This is a genomic window from Hyphomicrobium facile (genome assembly GCF_900116175.1).
GTDB lineage: Bacteria > Pseudomonadota > Alphaproteobacteria > Rhizobiales > Hyphomicrobiaceae > Hyphomicrobium_B > Hyphomicrobium_B facile.
Map to the genome: position 1 here is coordinate 962,575 of NZ_FPCH01000001.1, position 20,810 is coordinate 983,384.

Sequence of the window (20,810 nt, forward strand, 5' to 3'; positions counted from 1 at the left end):
ACATGAACGTAGCAGTCATGAAGACCAAGGCGGAGCAGGCCATCTCGGAAAGTTTCGAGGCGGCCGCCGCAAAGCTTCCGGGCAGCGCACCGGTGAAGGCGCGCCGTGCTGAGGCTATCGGCACGTTCGGTGGCCTCGGGCTTCCACACCGGCGGATCGAAGAGTGGAAATACACGGATCTGCGCGCCAACCTCAAAGAGGTGCTGCCAGCCGCCGTCGAGGATAAGACCCCGCTGAGCATCGGCGAACTCATCGTTGCGCTCGGGCCGTTGGCTCACGTCGACGCGCATCGCATCGTGTTCGTGAATGGTCACCATCGCGCAGACCTCAGCGACATCGCGGATGCCAAGGGATTGGCGATCTCGACCATCGGGAAGGCGCTACAGTCGGCGTCGGAAGAGGCCGTTGCCAGCCTGGCTTCAACGCCAGCGGGCGGAGACGCCGTCGAGGCGCTCAACACGGCTTTCATGACCGACGGCGCAATCGTAGACGTCACCAAGGGCGCGTCGATCGCCAAGCCGCTGCTGATCGTTTTCGTTCGTGCGGGCTCAGAGGCGAACGCCGTTACCGTCCGGAATTTGATCACGGTCGGCGAAGGCGCCAGCGCGACCATCGTCGAAGCCAACGTCGTGCTGCCGGGCGCTGTCCGCGACGCGCATCTCAATGTCCTCGCGGAAGTGTCGGTCGGGAAGGGCGCAACGCTCAATCACGTCCGGTCGGCGGTTGATGAAGGCAAGTCGCTGCATCTTTCGAATTGCGAAGTGACGATGGCAGTTGATGCAACTTATCGTGGCTTCCAATTTTCATCGAACCTCGGCTTTGCACGGCATGGCGCCAACATTCTTTTCGACGGCGAAGGCGGCAAGCTCGATCTTTCGGGCGCGTATCTGGCGCGGGGCTCCGAGCACGTCGACAACACGCTCGTCGTCGACCATGCGGTGCCGCACTGCGAAAGCCGGGAGCTGTTCAAGGGCGTTCTCGACGGTCACGGCCGCGGTGTGTTCCAAGGCAAGGTCATCGTTCGGCCCGACGCGCAGAAGACGGACGGCAAGCAGATGTCGCAAGCTTTGATGCTGTCTGAAGATGCGGAGTTCGACTCAAAGCCCGAACTCGAAATTTACGCCGACGATGTCGTTTGCGGTCATGGTACGACGAGTGCGGAACTCGATTCCGATCTTCTCTTCTACTGCCGCTCGCGGGGAATTCCTGAGAAGGAAGCCCGCGCGCTGATGATCGAATCGTTCATTGGTGAGGCGCTCGACAAGGTCGAGCACGAGGGGCTCAGAGAGGCGCTTGCATCGTATGCGATGCAGTGGCTCGGCCGCTCGCCACGCGGATAGGCATATGGGACGCGAAACGTCGATTGATGTAGCGAGAAGCACGGCCTCGCACGCGGGGCTGACGGCGGCGCCTTATGACGTCGAAAGCATTCGGGCCGACTTTCCGATCCTCTTTCGCGAGGTGAACGATCGTCCGCTCGTCTATCTCGACAACGGGGCGTCGGCGCAGAAGCCGCTCTCCGTCATCGAGGCGATGGATCACGCCTATCGCTTCGAGTACGCGAACGTGCATCGCGGGCTGCACTATCTCTCGAATACCGCGACGGAGCACTATGAGGCGGCACGGGAAACCGTGCGCCGCTTTCTCAATGCCGAGTACCAGGACGAGATCATCTTCACGCGCAATGCGACGAGCGCGATCAATCTCGTTGCGCGTTCGTTCGGCGAACCCCGGATCGGCGAGGGCGACGAGATCCTCATCACGATCATGGAGCATCATGCCAACATTGTGCCCTGGCACTTTCTGCGCGAGCGGAAGGGCGCCGTTCTGAAATGGGCGCCGATGACGGATAGCGGCGAGCTGATCATTGAAAAGCTCGAGAGCCTGATCACGAAGCGCACGAAGCTTGTCGCCGTTACGCATATGTCGAACGTGCTCGGCACGATCAATCCGGTGAAGGAGATCATCAGGATTGCGCACGCCAAGGGCGTGCCGGTTCTCGTCGACGGCAGTCAGGCCGCCGTGCACATGGGCGTCGACGTTCGCGAACTCGATGCCGATTTCTACGTCTTCACCGGCCACAAGACGTATGGCCCGACGGGGATCGGCGTGCTTTACGCGAAGCGCCAACACCTCGCTGCCATGCCGCCTTACGAGGGCGGCGGCGATATGATCGAGACCGTGACGCTCGATAACGTGACGTACAACCAGCCGCCGCACCGGTTCGAAGCGGGCACCCCGGCCATCGTCGAAGCCATCGGCCTGGGTGCCGCGCTCAACTACATGATGCAGATCGGCCGAGAAAAGATTTCGCTCTACGAAGCGGAGCTTGGCGCTTACGCAGCGGAACGCTTGGCGGAACTACCGTGGCTGAAGCTCTACGGGACTGCGCCGGGAAAAGGCTCGATCTTTTCGTTCACGATCGATGGTCTGCACCCGCACGACGTTTCGACGATCATCGACCGGTCCGGCGTCGCTATTCGCGCCGGTCATCACTGCGCGCAGCCTCTGATGGAGCGGCTTGGGGTTACCGCAACCTGCCGCGCGTCTTTCGCGTTGTACAACACAAAGGCCGAGGCTGACGCGCTGATGGTAGCGCTTACCAAAGCCCATGACCTTTTTACTTGAGGAGCTTCCGCATGGACGGGAAGCAGATTGAAGACCGCGCCGCCGTAAAGCAGGCGGTCGAAGCGCTAGACGCGCCGCCGACGTCGCCGCCGGATGGTGGCGTCGCTCCGGACCCCGTGCCGGACACTGCGACGTTTGAGCAAAAGACAACTGATCAAAATGCGGCGGCTCTGGCGACGGCGCTGCCGCCTGAAGAGATCGAGCGGCTGACGAACGAAATCGTCGCCGCACTGAAGACCGTTTACGATCCCGAAATCCCTGCCGACATCTACGAGCTGGGATTGATCTACAAAGTCGAGATCGACGACGACCGCAATGTCGCGATCAACATGACCTTAACGGCTCCCGGATGCCCGGTTGCGGGGGAAATGCCGATCTGGGTTGAAAATGCCGTCAATGCGGTTCCGGGCGTCGCGCAGACGAAAGTCGCCATCGTGTTCGATCCGCCTTGGGATCAGAGCCGGATGTCGGATGAGGCGCGCCTCGCTGTCGGCATGTTTTGAGGACGCCCTCGCATTTGAGCCCCGAATTCCTATATGATGTGGCTGTTGCCACGACTCGCACATACGGAGGCCCGCGTGCCCTCGCTTAGAATAATGCCAAAAGTCATGACCCTGACCGACGCCGCTGCGGCGCGCGTTTCCGCGCTCATTGCGCAGAAGCCCGGCGTCAAAGCCCTCAAGATCGGGGTGAAGAAGGGCGGCTGTGCGGGCATGGAATACACCATGACGTGGGCGGAAGAGATCGGGAAGTTCGACGAGATCATCGAGGAAAAGGGCGCCGTCGTCCTGATCGATCCGGCTGCGATGATGTATCTGCTCGGCACCGAGATGGACTACAAGACCGACAAGCTTTCTTCGCAGTTCGTGTTCAACAACCCGAACCAGAAGAGTGCATGCGGTTGCGGCGAGAGCGTCAATCTCGAGCCGGCAACGCCTCCTGGATTTGCTCCGGCCGAGGCGTGAGGCGGACGCGGGCATGACGGTCAATCATGTCCGCCAATGACGAAATTCTCGAAATTCTGAAGGATGCGCTGGGACGTGCGGGCTCGGTTCGCGGGCGGCGCATGTTTGGCGGCGTCGGCGTTTATTTTGACGGCATCTTCTTCGCCATCATCGACGACGGCGCGATCTATCTCAAGACGTCGGACGAGACACGGTTGAGGTTCGCGGCTGAAGGCTCGCGCGCGTTCTCATACATGACGAAGAATGGCCGCGCCGAACTGCATTCCTACTGGCTACTTCCCGAGCGCCTGCTCGACGATACCGAGGACCTGCGAGACTGGGCATCCGCATCGGTCGCGGCGGCGAAATATGCGGCTTCGGAAACCAAGCGGTCAGTCACGCCGGCTCGCACCGTTAGAACGGCGAAGCCGGCGAAACCTAATGTTAAGCCGACGAAACGCTGAGCGTTAGCCTCAGCCGCGAGCCTCAGCCGCGGCCAGGGACTTTCATCGGACGTGGCGGCTTGCGCATGAACGCGGGCACGTTCTCGGCAAAGCCCAAGCGCTCATCACCCTTATGAGAGGGCTGCTGCTTACGAGGCGCTTCCCTTGCCGGTTCCCGCTTTTCCGCCCGCTCATGGCGTGCCTGTCGCTGCGCGGGTGCGGGCTCGTCCGTCCACGCATCAGGAGCGGGTTTCGGGCGCTGCGGGCGCCGTCCCGGTTCTGTGGGCCGGCGAGGATGCTCCGTCCGTGCGTGCTCGGGCCGTGCGTGCTCGGATCTTGGGTGATCAGGGGTTGGCTGATCAGATCTCGCGTGCTCAGACCGCGGATGTTCTGGCCTCGGTTGTTCGAGCCTCGGTTGCTCGGATCTTGAATGCTCGGGTGATCTCGAGCGCTCTGATCTCGCATGCTGCTGCCGTGGCTGCTCGGATCGCGGTTGTGGCGCTCTCTCCGGGCGAGGCGTGCGTTTACGCTCCTCGCGGTGCGGTTGCTCGATCGGCTCGGCATACTCCGGCTGAGCCGGCTCGTGCTGGGGCGGGCGAGCGCTTTGCTCCGGTCGTTCCCGACGCTCGGGTGCACGTTCTTTATGTTCCGGCGGGCGGCTACCTCGTTGCGCAGCCTGCGGCGGTCTCCGTGATTTATCGGGGCCCGAGCTTTGGCCGCGTCCACCGCGACCGCGGCGGCGTTTGCCGGCACCTGCGATATCTTCCTCACTCGGCGGATCGCCGAGCCAGACGGCTGTTTCGGCGGTGACCTTTTCGATGTCCTTTACGAACTTCAGGTCGTCCGGGCTTACGAGCGAAATCGAATGGCCTTCGTGACCGGCGCGTCCGGTTCTGCCGATGCGATGCACGTAATCGTCGGCAGCCCAGGGAAGGTCGAAGTTGAAGACGTGGGACACTTCCGGAATGTCGAGGCCGCGCGCCGCGACATCGGACGCCGCGAGCAACATGATGTCGCCCGAACGAAATTTGTCGAGGGTGTCCGTCCGGCTCGCCTGATCCATATCGCCGTGAAGCGCGCCGGCGTTGAAGCCGTGCTTCGTCAGCGATTTGAAGAGGACGGCGACGTCACGCTTGCGGTTGCAGAAGATGATGGCGTTCTTGACGTTGCCATCGCGGATCAAATTCCGCAGGACGTCGCGCTTCGCCCAGTCTTCGCCGTTCGGGCAATAGACGAAGTGCTGCGTGATGGTCTTCGCGGTCGTCGCGGGTTTCGCGACTTCGATCCGCTCGGGATTGTTCAGGAACTGATTGACGAGCCGGGTGATCTCCGGCGGCATCGTCGCCGAGAAGAAGAGCGTCTGGCGCCGTGGCGGCAGAAGCTTGCAGATTTTCTCGATGTCCGGAATGAAGCCCATGTCGAGCATGCGGTCGGCTTCGTCGATGACGAGGATTTCGACGCCCATCAGCATGACGCGGCCACGCCCGAAATGGTCGAGAAGGCGGCCGGGGGTTGCGATCAGAACGTCGACGCCACGATCAAGCTTCTTGACCTGGTCGTCCATCGAGACGCCGCCGATGAGGAGCGCGACCTGCAGCTTGTGATTTACACCGTATTTTTCGAAACTTTGCGCGACCTGGGCCGCAAGCTCTCGGGTCGGAGCGAGGATCAGCGAACGGGGCATTCGTGCCCGCGCGCGGCCGGTTTCGAGGCGCGTGATCATCGGGAGGACGAACGAAGCCGTTTTTCCTGTGCCCGTCTGGGCAATGCCGAGCACGTCTCGTCCGGTAACGGCGACCGGGATGGCGGCGGCTTGAATGGGGGTTGGGTTTGCGTAACCCGCAGCCGTTATGGCCGCTTGAACCTTGGGCGAAAGCCCTAGGTCAGCGAACGTCTTGGTTTCCAAAAGTCAGTATCTCCATCTGCACAGCTCGGATGGTCCGGCGCAACGCAGCGTCAGACAGTCTTTCAAGAGCGCAGGGGGGACGGGTGCCGAAAGGACCTAAGCCGAAATAGGAGTGCGGATCAAAAAGCATTTAAAAAATGCGCAAATCGATCCCCTGCGCTCCGGCACGTTCGGGTGCTCGCATACATCTCGTCCTAGCGCAAGGGAAACTCGCCGGTTTAGGCCTGTGAGCCCGCGGGGTTGTGTCACAGGGAGGATTGGGCGAGCGAATTCGGCCGTTTGCGCCGGTTATCGTCACTATGCGTCGGCTCGGGCAGCCATTTTTCCCGGAGAAGGCGATGCCGAGGATGCCGCAGCGCCCCGGCGGTGCTCTGGAGGAGTAAAAATGCTCGGCCTCGAATGGCCGCGTGGACGAATCAATGCGGCGCGCACTCATTTTCGCGAGGCATAGGACATAGGCCCCGGTTGAAGGCGATTACAAACTGTCCCCCGCCGAGAAGGGCTTATTTGTCGTATCAGCGAAATTGACTTTTGGATCAATAATCAATGCCGTAGATATCTGCTGGGGCAGATACCGGTCGGACACGCAGGTTCGCTAAAAGTCGATGGCGTCGCGTGGTGCGACGCGATTCTCAGGTTAGAGATACCCGAGCGCCGCTGAAATTCGCGAGGATCTCGATCGATGGCTGGAAATGCTCGTTCTTCGATGGCCGATGCCGGTCTGACAGTTCGCGAAACCGCGACGAGCGGCGAAGCGCGTCAGAAAGGCCCCCGCCGCGGTGACGCCATCCGAGAGCTCAAGAAGCGGGATAACTTCACGAATTTCCGCCATATCGCGTTTGTCTACCTCGTCATCGCTGCATCGATTGGCTTGACCATTTGGAGCTATGGCGCGGTCGCGGAGGCAGGTCTCGAGTGGTGGTGGAATATCCCCATGACGCTGCTGTGCATCGCCGTGGTCGGCGCGTCGCAGCACCAGTTCGGCGGTGTCATTCATGAGGGGACGCACTTCATCCTCTTTGAAAACAAGACCCTGAATGAACTGGCGTCCGATTGGCTCGGCGGGTTTCCGATCTATACGTCGACGTTCCAATACCGGCTGCACCATCTCGCGCATCACCAATTCATCAACGACCCGCTTCGCGATCCCGATTGGGCCCAGCTCAATGAAAGCGGCCATGATCTCGATTTCCCGATCACTCATTTCGAGATGCTGAAGGAGCTCGGGAAGCAGCTTTGGCTGCCGAACCTCTTCCGCTACATGATCGTTCGTGCGCGCTATAGTGCTCTCGGCACCGACAACAACCCGTACATGGACCGCGAGCGCAAGGGCGAACGGCTACCGACGCTGATGGGCGTCATTTACGCCGTGACGGCGCCTGCGGCTGCGATCACGCTCATCGAGTCGGGACATGGCGCGTGGGCTTTCGCGGCGCTTGGCGTGATGACGGCCGCGGCTGTTGCGTACTTCTATTTTCTCGATGAGGAGAAGCTGCCGCATGCGCACGTCGAGACGGTGATCTCGCATCGGACGACGAACATCAGCCGCATTCTCTTTATGGCGATCCTGTACTCCGCTCTCACGGGCATCGAAGTTGCGGGCTGGGGCCCGGCGTGGGCATATTTCGGTCTACTTTGGATCCTTCCTCTGTTCACGGCGTTCCCGCTATTCATGATCATGCGCCAGTGGGTGCAGCACGGAAATGCCGATCGCGGACGTTACACGAACACCCGGGTGTTCCTGGTCAATCCGTTCATTCGTTACGCGGTGTTTCCGTTCGGCATGGATTATCACCTTCCGCACCACGTCTTCGCCTCGGTGCCCCACTACAAGCTGAAGGGCTTGCACGAGCTGCTGCTGCAGGATCCCGAATACCGAGACAAGGGGATCGTCGTTGAGGGCTACTTCAACTCGCCGCATGGCAAGGTCGAGGATCGCAATCCGACCGTCATCGAGGTTCTGGGTGAAAAGTACGCGCCGGAGGCGGGCGGTAACGTCTACGTCGATACCAATACGCTCGAATACGCCAAGGTGAGCGACGCCGCTGCCATTGCGCGCGAGAACGAGGCGTCTCTGCGCGACGGTACATAAAAAAACGAGAGGAGCGTTTGCGCTCCCCTCGTTCAAGCTGCCAGCCTATCGTTTCGTCTTAGATGTCCAGGTCCTTCGCGAAAGCCGCGTGTTCCTGGATGAAGCGGTAACGAGCTTCGGGCTTCGATCCCATCAGTGCATTGACGACATCGCCCAATCCGCCACGTGCGTCTTCGCTGATGCCAACGCGCAGAAGCGTTCGCTTCTTCTTGTCCATCGTCGTCTCTTTGAGATCCTTGAAGTCCATCTCGCCGAGGCCTTTGAAGCGCGTAACCTTGGGCTTGCGACCCTTGAAGCGCGTGGCGATAAGCTCGTCGCGATGCACTTCGTTGCGTGCATAGGCAACGTCGCTCTTGTCGGAGATTTTGTAGAGCGGCGGGACGGCCAGAAACAGATGGCCGTTTTCAACGAGCTCCGGCGTCTCCTGATAGAAGAAGGTTATCAGCAGCGAGGCGATGTGTGCGCCGTCCACGTCGGCGTCCGTCATGATGATCACGCGCTCGTAGCGCAAATCCTCGTCGCGATATTTGGTGCCAGTGCCGACGCCGAGTGCCTGAATGAGATCGGAGAGCAGCTGGTTTTGCGACAGCTTCGCCGAGGACGCGTTGGCGACGTTCAGGATTTTACCGCGCAACGGCAGGATTGCCTGGGTTTCGCGATCGCGCGCGCTCTTGGCGCTGCCACCGGCGGAGTCGCCTTCGACGATGAAGATTTCCGTGCCTGCTGCCTGCTGAATCGAGCAGTCGGCAAGCTTGCCGGGGAGGCGCAATTTGCGCGTGGCGGATTGGCGGCCGACCTCTTTCTCGCGGCGGCGTTTCAGGCGCTCCTCGGACTGATCGATGGTCCACTCGAGCAGCTTCGTTGCCTGTTGCGGGCTATCTGCGAGCCAGTGATCGAAGGCGTCGCGGACAGCGGTTTCGACGATCTTGGTTGCTTCGGCGGACGCGAGCTTGTCTTTCGTTTGCCCCTGGAATTCTGGCTCGCGAATGAAGACCGACAGCATCGACGCTGCCGTGCCCATCACGTCTTCCGAGGTGATCTGGATCGCCTTCTTGACGTTGACGAGTTCGCCATAGGCGCGGAGGCCCTTGTACAGCGCCTGACGCAGGCCGTTCTCGTGCGTGCCGCCTTCGGCCGTCGGAATGGTGTTGCAGTATGAGGACGAGAAGCCATCCTCGTCAGCGATCCAGGCCACGGCCCATTCGACCGATCCGTGACCGGCTTCTTTCTCAACGCGGCCCGAGAAGATGTCCTTGGTGACGCGGGCTTGCCCCTCGATCGACGAAGTCAGGTAGTCGCTCAATCCGCCGGGGAAGTGGAACACCGCTTCGGCGGGCGTTTCGTCCTTGATAAGTTCGGGGTCGCACTTCCAGCGGATTTCGACGCCGCCGAAAAGGTAGGCCTTCGAGCGGGCCATCTTCATCAGGCGAGCGGGCTTGAACGCGCAGCCTTTGCCGAAGATCTTCTCGTCCGGCTTGAAGCGCACTTTGGTGCCGCGCCGGTTCATGATCGAGCCGAGTTTCTCGAGCTTGGTTTGCGGCTCGCCGCGCGAGAATACCATCCGGTAAAGCTGCTGGTCGCGCGCGACCTGAACTTCGAGCGTTTCGGACAGCGCGTTGACCACGGAGACGCCGACGCCGTGCAAGCCGCCGGACGTGTTGTAGGCTTTCGAGTCGAACTTGCCGCCGGCGTGCAGCACAGTCAGCACGACCTCGAGTGCGCTCTTGTTCTTGTATTTAGGGTGCGGGCCGATCGGGATGCCGCGGCCGTTGTCGGTAACCGTCAGAAAGCCGTCGGCCGAGAGTTCGACTTCGATCCACGTCGCGTGGCCGGCGACGGCCTCGTCCATAGAGTTATCGATCACCTCGGCGAAGAGGTGATGCATCGCCTTTTCGTCAGTGCCGCCGATGTACATGCCGGGGCGGCGGCGTACGGGCTCCAGGCCTTCGAGCACCTCGATATGATGCTCGCTGTAGCCAGTTTCGACGGGCTTGCGTGCACGCGACGATTTTTCAGTCATTTCGCTATCGAATTCCGGAAAGAGGTCGGTTTGAGATCGGCTCATCTGCAGCCCTTGATCGTCTGAGGCGTGACCACACGTTCGGAAAGAAGCGGCGGGACGCACGACAGCAGAAGCCGCAGATGCGAATCTTGAGGGCTCCTTATAGCCTGAGCCGGGGTCATGCCACCATCGCGTTTGCGACTTGTGGCGGCACTGCAACGCGCCAAATGCCTTAGACTGGGACGTTATCGATCAATCGCGTCTTGCCGAGCCAAACAGCGGCCAGGACGCGCAGCGCCCGCCCATCTGCCGCAGGCGGCACGGCCAGCGTTTCCGCGTCGCGGACCTCGATGTAATCAATTCTCGCAAACCCCGCTGCGACGAGCTTGCGCTTGGCGTTGGAGATGCCGGTCGGGACATCCGCGCCATTTGCAACATCTTCGGCGAGCGAGGAAATTACAGCGTACAGTGCGGGGGCAATCTTGCGTTCGGCTTCGCTCAGATAGGCATTGCGGGACGAAAGCGCCAGCCCGTCGGTGTCACGCTTTGTCGGTCCGCCGATCAGCTTTACGGGCATATTGAGATCGCGCACGACTTGCCGCAGCACGGCGAGCTGCTGATAGTCCTTTTCGCCGAAAATCGCGACGTCGGGCGTGACCTGGTTGAAGAGCTTCGTGCATACGGTCGCCACGCCGTCGAAGTGGTGCGGACGGAAAGCGCCGTCGAGATCCTTGGCGGCGCTCCCGGCGCGCACACCCACGGAAAAGCCCTCCGGATACATTTCCTCGACGGCCGGCGCCCAAACGAGATTAGCGTCGGCATCGGCGAGCTTTATCAGGTCACCCGCCTCGTCGCGCGGGTAACGCGAGAGATCTTCGGCTGGCCCGAATTGGGTGGGGTTGACGAAGATCGAAACGACGACCTTGTCCGCCTTCTTCCTGGCAAGCTTGACGAGCGCAAGATGGCCTGCGTGGAGCGCGCCCATCGTCGGCACGAGGGCGATCGTCTGGCCACGCTGGCGCCATTTCGAGGTGGCTTTTCGGAGGTCGCGCAGGTTGCGGACGACTTTGATGATTTCGGACAAAGCTTAGGCCCAGATAAGATTTCAGGGCAGTGGTGCAGGGATTACGGGCAAGTCGTCAAGTGGACAAGCTGATGGCAGTTTTTTCAGCCGCAGGCGCAGGCCCCCCAATCTGCTAATATTGGCGCTGGGCGAATCGCTGTGAGCGCCTTTTATCAGCGGGAACATTATGGTCGCGATATTGCGGCGTGAGGATAGCGTGACACAACGGAGTCTCCCGTCACGGGACGAGTTCGCCGCACAATATCTCATGGACGAGCAGCGGCTTGTCGGCGCTCTGATCGAACGCGCGCTCTTCACCGAGGACGAGCGGCGGCGGACCGCGGACGTGGCGCGGCGGCTCGTGCACGCGGCGCGGGCCGACAAGGCGAGCCATGCCGGCGTCGATGCGTTCATGCACGAATACGGCTTGGCGACGGACGAGGGCGTGATCCTGATGTGCCTCGCCGAGGCCTTGCTGCGCATTCCGGACGCCGAGACGGCAAATGCTTTCATTGCAGACAAGATTTCCGGTGGCGCGTGGGAGAAGCATCGCGGGCATTCGGAAAGCCTCTTTGTCAACGCTTCGACTTGGGGCTTGATGCTGACGGGCCGCATCATGCGGCTCAGGGAAGCCAAGGGCGCAAACCCTCTGCAGGCGATGAAGCGCCTCGTGGCGCGCTCGGGCGAGGGAACGATCCGGCTCGCCATTCGCCAGGCCGTGCGGCTTCTCGGCGAGCAGTTCGTGCTGGGCTCGACGATCGAGGCGGCGCTATCGCGGTCGCGGGCATATGCGGAAAAGGGCTACCGGTTCTCCTACGATATGCTCGGAGAGGCTGCCCGATCCAAGCAGGACGCGGAACGCTATTTTCAACGATACATGGCGGCAATCGATGCGGTCGGCGCGGATGCCGGGCCGTTTACGACGCCGCATGCCGATGCGATTTTCGACCGGCCTTCCATCTCCGTGAAGCTATCGGCGCTTCATCCGCGCTTCGAGCCCGGCAAGGAACATCGTCTCAGGGCCGAGCTTGCGCCGCTGCTGTTGACGCTGGCGCGCGCAGCCCGGGCGAAAGGCTTGGGTTTGATGGTCGACGCGGAAGAGCAGGACCGGCTCGACGTTACGGCGGATCTCTTCGGCGAGACGCTCGTCAGTCCGCACCTCGAGGGATGGAATGGTCTCGGCATCGCCGTCCAGGCTTACGGCAAGCGGGCCATTCCGATGCTCCGCTGGCTGCGCCGTCTCAGCGAGAAGACCGGCAAGCGTATCCCGGTGCGCCTCGTCAAGGGCGCCTACTGGGACAGCGAAATCAAATGGGCGCAGGAGCGCGGCTTCGAGGATTATCCGGTTTTCACACGAAAGCTGCATACGGATGTTTCCTATCTGGCTGCGATGCGACTGCTGATCTCCGATCCGGCGGCCTTCTACCCGCAGTTTGCGACCCACAACGCGCACACGATCGCGGCGGCGTCGGTTGCGGGCGGCGCCGTCGAGTTCGAATATCAGCGGCTGCACGGCATGGGCGAAGCGCTCTACGAACAGGTCTCCGGCGAGGGCAAGTTCGGGCGGCCGTGCCGGATCTATGCGCCCGTCGGCGGGCATGAAGATTTGCTCGGCTATCTCGTGCGCCGCTTGCTCGAAAACGGCGCCAACACATCGTTCGTCAACCGGCTGGGCGATGAGGAAATGTCCATTTCCGAAATCATCGCCGATCCGGTCGAGATTGCCGATCGCGAATTTACCTCGGGTGAACGCGTCAAACTGATCACGCGGCCGCGGGACATCTTCCTCCCCGAGCGAAAGAACAGCGCGGGATTGGCGCTGGTGCAGGCAAGCGTCCGCGATGGCCTTCAGGCGGACATTGCGAAGATCCTGAAGACTCCCTTTTCGGCCGGACCCATCGTGAACGGCACGGTCACGGCCGGTGGCGATGCGGCTGCGATCTCCTTGTCGCCGCACGACCATCGCGACAGGATCGGTACGGTGCGGCTTGCAAAGCCGCAGCATCTCGAGGATGCGATTTTCTCGGCGATGAACGGCGCGCCGCGCTGGGAAAGAACGGATGCGGCGGAGCGCGCGCGCATCTTGGAGGCCGCGGCCGATCTTTTCGAAAGGGATCGCGCGGTTTTGATGGCCGCCCTCATTCGCGAAGCTGGGAAAACGCTCGAGGCCGCGCAGTCCGAGGTTCGCGAGGCGGTCGATTATCTTCGCTACTACGCGATTGAAGCGCGGCGGCTTTTTTCCGATCCAATAGTGCTCAAAGGGCCGACGGGCGAGGAAAACACGCTGTCGCTCAGAGGCCGCGGCGTGTTTGCGTGCATATCGCCGTGGAATTTCCCCATCGCGATCTTTACGGGGCAAGTCGCGGCGGCGCTCGCGGCGGGCAACGCCGTCATCGCGAAGCCAGCCGAGCAGACGCCCATCGCGGGATTTCTTGTGGTGAAGCTGCTGCAAGAGGCCGGCGTGCCTCGCGACGCGCTGCATCTGGTGACGGGCGGCGGCAAGCTCGGAGAGGCCATCGTCAAAGATGCCCGCATCCAGGGTGTAGCGTTCACCGGCTCCAACGAAACTGCCTGGGCCATTCAGCGGGCGCTTGCCGATCGCCGTGGCGCGATCGTGCCGTTCATTGCAGAAACGGGCGGCATCAATGCCATGATCGCGGATTCGTCCGCTCTTCCCGAGCAGGTCGTCCGCGACGCGGTGCGATCGGCTTTCGACAGCGCCGGTCAGCGATGCTCTGCAGCCCGGGTTCTGTTCGTACAGGACGATAACGCGCCGCGTATCCGCTCGATGCTGGCGGGCGCGATCGAGGCGCTCGACGTCGGGGATCCGCTCGATTATGCGACCGACATCGGTCCCGTCATCGACGAGACGGCGCAGGATGCTCTGGAGAGCCATAAAGTCCGTATGCAGCGCGAGGGTCGCGAGATCATCGATCTGGCGATGCCGGAAGCGTGCCGCGCGGGGACCTACGTCACGCCGTCGCTTTATGAAATCGATCGCCTGAGCAAGCTCGACCATGAAGTGTTCGGGCCGATCCTCCACATGATCCGGTACGAGCGCGGGCATTTGGACAAAGTCGTTGCGGCGCTGAACGTTACCGGGCACGGGCTGACGCTCGGGCTGCACAGCCGCATCGAAAGCGTTGCCGATTACGTCGCGGAGAACGCGCGGGTCGGCAATCTTTACGTCAACCGCAATCAGATCGGCGCCGTCGTCGGCGTTCAGCCTTTTGGGGGTGAGGGGCTTTCGGGCACCGGCCCCAAAGCGGGTGGCCCCAACTATCTGGCGCGGTTCGCGACCGAGCGCGTGCGCGCGACGGACATCACCGCGACCGGCGGCAACTACACGTTGCTCAGCGGGAAGGGATAATTCAACTTTGGCGTCGGCGGCCCGCATTCGCGAGCCTGCCGCCGGCGCCCTTGTTATTCGTAAAACGCATAAAATTTCTTGGCGGGCTCAACGATTTCCCACGTGCCGGTGAAGCCCGCGGGTGTCAGGAATGCGTCGCCCGCGCGGAAGGTCGCCTCGGAACCGTCGTCGCCCCGGACGACGATGACGCCTTCGAGCAGGTGGCAGAATTCACTTTCCGAGAAAACGACTCGCCAGGTTCCCGGCTCGCTGCTCCAGATGCCGCTGTTGAAGCGGCCGTCTGCGCTTTGGAACAAGTTCTGCGCGCTTTGAACCGGATCGCCGGCGGTGATGCGTTCGGCCGCCGGCCGGTAAACTTCGGGAGCGGGCAGATTGCCCTGAAAGAGGACCAGCTTCGGAAATTCTGATTGGGTTGTCACGGATGAGCCTTCATTGACGGATTGCCTGCAACGGTACGACGCGGCCACTTCCGTGGGCAAGCCTGTGGTTGGGCAAGTGTCGTCAGTCGCCCGCCATCACGAAGCAATCGACGGATTGCCGGCGAAGGGCGTTGCAGGTGGTCGTCGCCCGGTCGGCGTCAAAGCCTGTGAAGCGCGCGCGATAGACTTGGCGGCCGTCTTTCTGGGCGGGATGTGTGACCGTCGGGATGCCGGCGAGAAGTTTGCCTACGCGGCCTTGTACGTTCGTGAGGGCACGCTGCGCATCGTCAATCGAGCCATAGGCGCCGATTTGCACGGTGTACCGGCCGCCGGAAGCCTTCTTGCCGGCGTTCCTTGGCTCGTAGCTCCCTTGGACGGAAGCGAGGTGCAGCGCGCTCGCTTGTGCGCCGAGCGTGGACGGCGGCAGTCCGCGGATCACGGGCGCCGAATGCGACGCGGTGTTCGCATTCTTCTGCTTCGTCCGGGCGATGGGCTTCACATCGGCTGCCGGTGAAGCTGCCGGGGCTTCGGCCGCGATTGCAGCTGCCGCACGGTAGGGCTTGGCCTCCGAAGTGTTGAGCATTGCGCCTTGGGTCCCGGCCGTCTGAGGGCTTGCAGTCGATGGCATGCCTGCTTCGGCGTCGGACGCTCCGAGGCTGGCGGGCGCGAAGGGACGCAGGACTATGTCCTCAGTGGGAGTATTCTGACTTGCCGGATTTTGGCTCGTCGCGTTGTCAGCCACACGGACCTGGTCGGACTTCGTGGGAGTGCCGCGCGGCGGCGGTGCCGTGCGGTCGGGCCGCCGATCTGAGGCTTCCATGTCGGTCGTTTCTTCAGGGGATGCGGCGGCCGGACGTGCTTTCGGCACCATCGGCACGGCGCGAACCTTGAAGATCTGGACCGGCGTTTCAGGCTGCGTTTCAGGCTCTGCAGCAGAAGAAGGCTCCGGCGACTGTGCGGCGCTCGGCTGCTGGCGGGGGGCAGGCGGCGCTGTCTCTGCAACCTCGGTCGGCCGCGGCTTGCGGTCGACAGGGCGCTGGGCCGCCTTGGGCTCACTCTTCAGGCGTGCGAATTGCGTGGGCTTGCGGGTCTTCTGGGCGGAGGCCCGCGAGGCCATCCGCGTCAGCAGGACCCGCATTTCGGCATTTCGCTCGGCCGCGGTGTCACCGCCGAAGACGACGCCGATGAGGTGATGATCACCCCGGCGCCATGAGGTCACGAGATTGAAACCCGAGGCGCGGGTGTAGCCGGTCTTGATGCCGTCGATGCCTGCGAAATTGTTCAGCATCGTATTGTGATTGCGGAAGTTTTTGCCTCCATACGCGAATGTGCGGGTGGCAAAGAGCGGGTAATACGACGGAAAATCGTCCTGCAGACGCAGGGCAAGCGTCGCCATGTCTCGGGCGGTTGTCACCTGAGCGTTGTTCGGTAGGCCCGAAGCATTCTCGAAATGCGTCTTAGACATGCCGATCTCGAGGGCGCGCGCATTCATCAGACGGACGAAATTGGCCTCCGAGCCGCCGACCTTTTCGGCGAGCGCTACGGCGATGTCGTTGGCGGATTTTGTGATAACGGCCCTGATGGCGTCGGAGACCGTGATTTGCTCGCCTGGTTTGAGGTCGAGCTTCGAGGGTGCGACACCGGCGGCAGCTGCGGAGATCGTCAGCTTGTCCGACATCTTCAGGCGCCCCGACTGGAGCGTCTCGAAGGTCATATAAAGGGTCATCATCTTCGTGAGAGATGCCGGATGCCGGAGCGCATTGCCGTCTGCATCGTGCAGAACGGTGCCCGTATTGGCATCAAGGATTAGTGCTGCGTGGCGATTTCCCCCGGCGGCGCTTGCGCCTCCCAGGAACACACCAAACACAACTGCAAAAGCCGGCGCATAGGCCAACGCTCGTCGCAACAAGACGCTAATTCCCTCTGCCGCTCAAACCGAGCGGTTGTTTTGACAACCCTGATCCACGGGTTGGCGGTAAAGGCTCCCGTGGAAGGCCCCGCAGTCAACGTCGAAAGCAGAGCACTGTTTTTGGGCACCTTTTGGGCGCCCCCGAATTTTTCGGCGCCCGCCGATGCTCGGGGAAGTGTATGGGCGGAGGACTGCAGCAGGGTTAAAGAACGCGGTAAAAATACCCTGTTGCGGTGTCTCAATTTCGCTCGCCAAGCCAGCGTCCGGAGGGCAAGCTTAGGGCGGCGGTTCGTGGACCCGCCAGAGTTCAATAGCAGGGGGCAAGACAGGGGTACGGATTCAACGTGAGGTTCGGCGTGCGGACGGAGTAAGCTCTTGCCGCTCGAGGCGGAGCGCCGTGTCCGGCACCGGAGCCCGGTTGCTATTCAGTCAGGCAAACCGGAACTTGAAGGGAGTTTCGTCATTCAATTGTTGGAAATGCCAGATGCGTCACTCGGCTCGTTCTATTTTTTGTTCGTCAGCGTGCCTATATTACGTGCTTGATGGAGACGGGTGTTAGCTTGAACATTTGGCAAGAAAGACGAGTGCCCCGCTGGGCACGCATTTGGGGAAGCGGGCGTTACCTTTCTGCCTCCAACATGCACCTGATGCGGGATAGCTTTGAACCATCCGACGGATTCGGGTTTTCCCCGAGGCACGCGATGAAGACGGTGCAACTTATTCCCTCGTTGGCGGCCCACCGCATGGCCGCGAACAAGGACGACCCGCCCGATGGGCCGCGTCGCGATGACGGCGACGGCGAGTCGAAAACAGGTATCGTCACCAAGACCCGTCCAAAAACGAAGAAGCCGAACCTATATAAGGTTCTCCTGTTGAACGACGACTTCACGCCGATGGAGTTCGTGGTTCTGGTGCTGCAACGCTTCTTCAACAAGGGACAGGAGGATGCGACCCGCATCATGCTCCATGTCCACCACAAAGGAGTCGGGATTTGCGGGGTGTATACTTACGAGGTCGCCGAAACAAAGGTGACGCAGGTGATGGACTTTTCACGGCAGCATGGCCACCCTCTACAGTGCACCATGGAGAAAGAGTAGGACTCGATTGACATCGCTCTCCAAAAATCTTGAAGCCTCGCTGCACCGCGCTGTGCAGTATGCAAACGTCCGCCACCACGAGTTTGCGACGCTTGAGCATTTACTGCTCGCGCTCGTCGACGATCGTGACGCTGCTGCCGTTATGCGGGCCTGTTCCGTCGACATCGAGCAATTGCGTGCCCGATTGATCGAATATCTCGACACCGAGCTGAAGCCGATCGTGTCGAAATCAGCGCGCGACGCTCACCCGACGAATTCGTTCCAACGGGTCGTGCAGCGGGCGATCGTCCACGTCCAGACGTCGGGCCGGGAGGAGGTTACGGGCGCCAACGTGCTCGTCGGCATTTTCTCGGAACGCGAAAGCCACGCGGCGTATTTCCTGCAGGAGCAGGAAATGACACGCTTCGACGCCGTTCAATACATTGCTCATGGGATTGCAAAGCGGCCCGGCATGTTTGAGCCGCGGACGGTTCGTGGAGTCGATGACGACGTGAACGCAACCGAGGGTGAAGAGAAGAAGCCAGGCGATGCGCTCAACACGTATTGCGTGAACCTCAACAAGAAAGCTCGCGACGGCAAGATCGATCCGTTGATCGGCCGCGAGCAGGAGGTGATGCGCACCGTGCAGGTGCTCTGCCGCCGTCAGAAGAACAATCCGCTCTTCGTCGGCGACCCGGGTGTCGGTAAAACGGCTATTGCCGAAGGACTGGCACGCAAGATCGTTGCCGGTCAGGTGCCTGACGTTCTGAAGGGCGCAACGATCTTCGCGCTCGACATGGGCGCGCTGCTTGCCGGAACCCGCTATCGCGGTGATTTCGAGGAGCGGTTGAAGGCCGTTATGAAAGAGGTCGAGGCGTTCCCCGGCGCGGTTCTCTTCATCGACGAGATCCACACCGTGATCGGTGCGGGTGCGACTTCGGGCGGAGCTATGGACGCTTCGAACCTGCTGAAGCCTGCGCTGCAGTCGGGAACGCTCCGCTGCATCGGATCGACGACCTACAAAGAGTACCGGCAGCACTTCGAGAAGGACCGGGCACTCGTGCGCCGGTTCCAGAAGATCGATGTGAAGGAGCCGACCGTCGAGGATGCGATCGAGATCCTCAAGGGCCTGAAGTCGGTCTTCGAGGACTATCACAAGATCAAGTATACGAACGAGGCCATCAAGGCCGCGGTCGAGCTGTCGGCGCGGTACATCCACGACCGGAAGCTGCCGGACAAGGCGATCGACGTGATCGACGAGACGGGTGCTTCGCAGATGCTTGTGCCGGAAAACAAGCGGAAGAAGAAGATCACCACGAAGGAGATCGAGGCGACCGTCGCCGTCATGGCGCGCATTCCGCCGAAAACCGTCACGAAGAGCGATGCCGAAGTCATCGCCCATATCGGACGCGATCTGAAGCGGCTGGTTTTCGGTCAGGACAAGGCCATCGAGGCTCTTTCGAGTGCGATCAAGCTGGCGCGTGCCGGCCTGCGCGAGCCCGAGAAGCCAATCGGTTGCTATCTGTTCTCCGGCCCGACCGGCGTCGGCAAAACGGAAGTCGCCAAGCAGCTCGCCAACCTGATGGGCGTCGAGCTTCTGCGCTTCGACATGTCGGAATACATGGAGAAGCACACGGTTTCGCGTTTGATCGGCGCGCCTCCGGGGTATGTCGGATTCGATCAGGGTGGTCTTCTGACCGATGGCATCGATCAGCATCCGCACTCGGTGCTGCTGCTCGACGAAATCGAGAAGGCGCATCCGGATCTGTTCAATATCCTCCTGCAGGTGATGGACCACGGCAAGCTCACGGACCACAACGGCAAGTCGGTCGACTTCCGCAACGTCGTTCTCATCATGACGACGAACGCGGGCGCGTCCGACATGGCGAAGCCGCCAATGGGCTTCAACCGTCAGAAGCGGGAAGGTGAGGATACGGAAGCAGTGACGAAGCTGTTCACTCCGGAGTTCCGCAACCGTCTCGACGCCATCGTGCCGTTCGCGGGCCTGTCGCCCGAGATCATTGCGCAGGTCGTCGAGAAGTTCATCTTCCAGCTCGAAGCGCAGCTCGCAGATCGCAGCGTTACGATCGAACTGTCGGATGAGGCGACACGGTGGCTCGCCGAGAAGGGTTACGACGAGAAGTTCGGCGCGCGGCCGTTGTCTCGCGTCATCCAGGAATACATCAAGAAGCCGCTGGCTGAAGAACTGCTGTTCGGCAAGCTCGAGAACGGCGGAACGGTGAAGGTTCTGGTCTCCGGCAAGGGCCCCGACAGGACGTTGGCTTTCGACTTCCTGCCGCTCGATCCTTCGAAGAAGGCCAAGTCGCCGGAAGACGAAGAGACGGATGACGACGACGATCTTCCGCAGCCGGTTCTTGCGGATGCGACGCCGAAAAAGGCGTTGCCCGGGCCGAAGGAAAAGGGCGAGAAGCCCAACGGCTCCGGAGCGGTGCCGAGTGTGCCGCGGAAGAAGAAAGACGAATAAAGTTCAACGGCACGACCTTCGGGTCGTGCCGTTTCTTTATGTGTCGATAAATCCGTTATGATGACCGGAAGGCCCGTGTGGTTGCATGATCTGGCTCTCCACTTTGCTTCTCGCGGGAATTTTCGGCTGGCTCGGAAGCGGCTGGGTGGCGCCGATCCTGATCGGCATCGTTGCCGGGTTGATGATTGCGATCGATAGCATCGCTGCGAATGAATTCACGGGAAGCACGGCAGCGACGCTTGCGATGATCATCGCGGCGATTTTTGTCGTGTGGGGCGGCGGCCGTTTCCTGAGACGTTCTCGTACGACTGCCGGTTAGCCGTCCGGACCAAGGGATCGGCTGGCGAGCGCCGCCTGCGTTCGCAGTTCTGAACAAATTGTTCGACGTTCGGTGCGGAAGGCATGCAGGCAGGCATGCTGGCCTTCCGGGTGGCTGTGGTTTGGTGTAAGCGCCAAGAGAGAATGATCCATCC

General features: G+C 61.5%; 15 protein-coding genes. 10 read left to right on the forward strand and 5 right to left on the reverse strand.

The window, feature by feature from the left end; all coding sequences use genetic code 11:
- Positions 1 to 2 precede the first annotated feature (2 nt).
- The 5 genes from sufD to BM399_RS04670 all read left to right on the forward strand — a co-directional run bounded on the left by sufD (position 3) and on the right by BM399_RS04670 (position 4,036).
- On the forward strand, positions 3 to 1,340 hold the full coding sequence (gene sufD / locus BM399_RS04650; protein WP_092864817.1) for a Fe-S cluster assembly protein SufD: 1,338 nt from the start codon (positions 3 to 5) through the stop codon (positions 1,338 to 1,340).
- 4 nt (positions 1,341 to 1,344) lie between these two features.
- Positions 1,345 to 2,628: a cysteine desulfurase gene (locus tag BM399_RS04655; RefSeq protein WP_092864820.1), complete on the forward strand. Its 1,284-nt coding sequence runs from the start codon at positions 1,345 to 1,347 to the stop codon at positions 2,626 to 2,628.
- 116 nt (positions 2,629 to 2,744) lie between these two features.
- Positions 2,745 to 3,131, forward strand: coding sequence for an SUF system Fe-S cluster assembly protein (locus BM399_RS04660; RefSeq protein ID WP_342028742.1), 387 nt, complete (start codon positions 2,745 to 2,747; stop codon positions 3,129 to 3,131).
- A 105-nt stretch (positions 3,132 to 3,236) separates the two neighbouring features.
- Complete coding sequence (locus BM399_RS04665; RefSeq protein WP_092866351.1) at positions 3,237 to 3,593, forward strand: HesB/IscA family protein; 357 nt, start codon at positions 3,237 to 3,239, stop codon at positions 3,591 to 3,593.
- Between the two features lie 26 nt (positions 3,594 to 3,619).
- On the forward strand, positions 3,620 to 4,036 hold the full coding sequence (locus BM399_RS04670; protein WP_092864826.1) for a TfoX/Sxy family protein: 417 nt from the start codon (positions 3,620 to 3,622) through the stop codon (positions 4,034 to 4,036).
- 22 nt (positions 4,037 to 4,058) lie between these two features.
- Here the strand turns inward: BM399_RS04670 and BM399_RS04675 are convergent, their stop codons facing one another.
- Complete coding sequence (locus tag BM399_RS04675) at positions 4,059 to 5,921, reverse strand: DEAD/DEAH box helicase (protein WP_092864829.1); 1,863 nt, start codon at positions 5,919 to 5,921, stop codon at positions 4,059 to 4,061.
- Positions 5,922 to 6,603: 682 nt separating this feature from the next.
- Between BM399_RS04675 and BM399_RS04680 the strand changes: the two genes are divergently transcribed.
- Positions 6,604 to 8,013 (forward strand): fatty acid desaturase family protein, encoded by a 1,410-nt coding sequence (locus tag BM399_RS04680; RefSeq protein ID WP_092864832.1) that lies wholly within the window; start codon positions 6,604 to 6,606, stop codon positions 8,011 to 8,013.
- Between the two features lie 58 nt (positions 8,014 to 8,071).
- On the opposite strand, the gene parE is transcribed toward BM399_RS04680, so the two are convergent.
- Together parE and panC are read right to left on the reverse strand one after the other, a co-directional pair.
- On the reverse strand, positions 8,072 to 10,078 hold the full coding sequence (gene parE, locus BM399_RS04685) for a DNA topoisomerase IV subunit B (RefSeq protein WP_092864835.1): 2,007 nt from the start codon (positions 10,076 to 10,078) through the stop codon (positions 8,072 to 8,074).
- Positions 10,079 to 10,247: 169 nt separating this feature from the next.
- A complete protein-coding gene (gene panC / locus BM399_RS04690; RefSeq protein WP_092864838.1) occupies positions 10,248 to 11,099 on the reverse strand; it encodes a pantoate--beta-alanine ligase in 852 nt (283 codons plus the stop codon).
- 166 nt (positions 11,100 to 11,265) lie between these two features.
- On the opposite strand from panC, the gene putA reads away from it, so the two are divergent.
- Positions 11,266 to 14,448, forward strand: a complete 3,183-nt coding sequence (putA, locus tag BM399_RS04695; RefSeq protein ID WP_092864841.1) for a bifunctional proline dehydrogenase/L-glutamate gamma-semialdehyde dehydrogenase PutA — start codon at positions 11,266 to 11,268, stop codon at positions 14,446 to 14,448.
- 53 nt (positions 14,449 to 14,501) lie between these two features.
- Here the strand turns inward: putA and BM399_RS04700 are convergent, their stop codons facing one another.
- Together BM399_RS04700 and BM399_RS04705 are read right to left on the reverse strand one after the other, a co-directional pair.
- The gene (locus BM399_RS04700; RefSeq protein WP_092864844.1) at positions 14,502 to 14,867 is read right to left on the reverse strand and encodes a cupin domain-containing protein; all 366 of its coding nucleotides are present in this window, start codon (positions 14,865 to 14,867) and stop codon (positions 14,502 to 14,504) included.
- Positions 14,868 to 14,949: 82 nt separating this feature from the next.
- Complete coding sequence (locus BM399_RS04705; protein WP_092864847.1) at positions 14,950 to 16,776, reverse strand: serine hydrolase; 1,827 nt, start codon at positions 16,774 to 16,776, stop codon at positions 14,950 to 14,952.
- A gap of 743 nt (positions 16,777 to 17,519) precedes the next feature.
- On the opposite strand from BM399_RS04705, the gene clpS reads away from it, so the two are divergent.
- The 3 genes from clpS to BM399_RS04720 all read left to right on the forward strand — a co-directional run bounded on the left by clpS (position 17,520) and on the right by BM399_RS04720 (position 20,656).
- A complete protein-coding gene (clpS, locus tag BM399_RS04710) occupies positions 17,520 to 17,873 on the forward strand; it encodes an ATP-dependent Clp protease adapter ClpS (protein ID WP_092866355.1) in 354 nt (117 codons plus the stop codon).
- Between the two features lie 7 nt (positions 17,874 to 17,880).
- Positions 17,881 to 20,337 (forward strand): ATP-dependent Clp protease ATP-binding subunit ClpA, encoded by a 2,457-nt coding sequence (gene clpA / locus BM399_RS04715; RefSeq protein ID WP_092864850.1) that lies wholly within the window; start codon positions 17,881 to 17,883, stop codon positions 20,335 to 20,337.
- An 85-nt stretch (positions 20,338 to 20,422) separates the two neighbouring features.
- Entirely contained in the window at positions 20,423 to 20,656 is a 234-nt protein-coding gene (locus BM399_RS04720; RefSeq protein ID WP_092864853.1) for a hypothetical protein, read from the forward strand.
- Positions 20,657 to 20,810 lie beyond the last annotated feature (154 nt).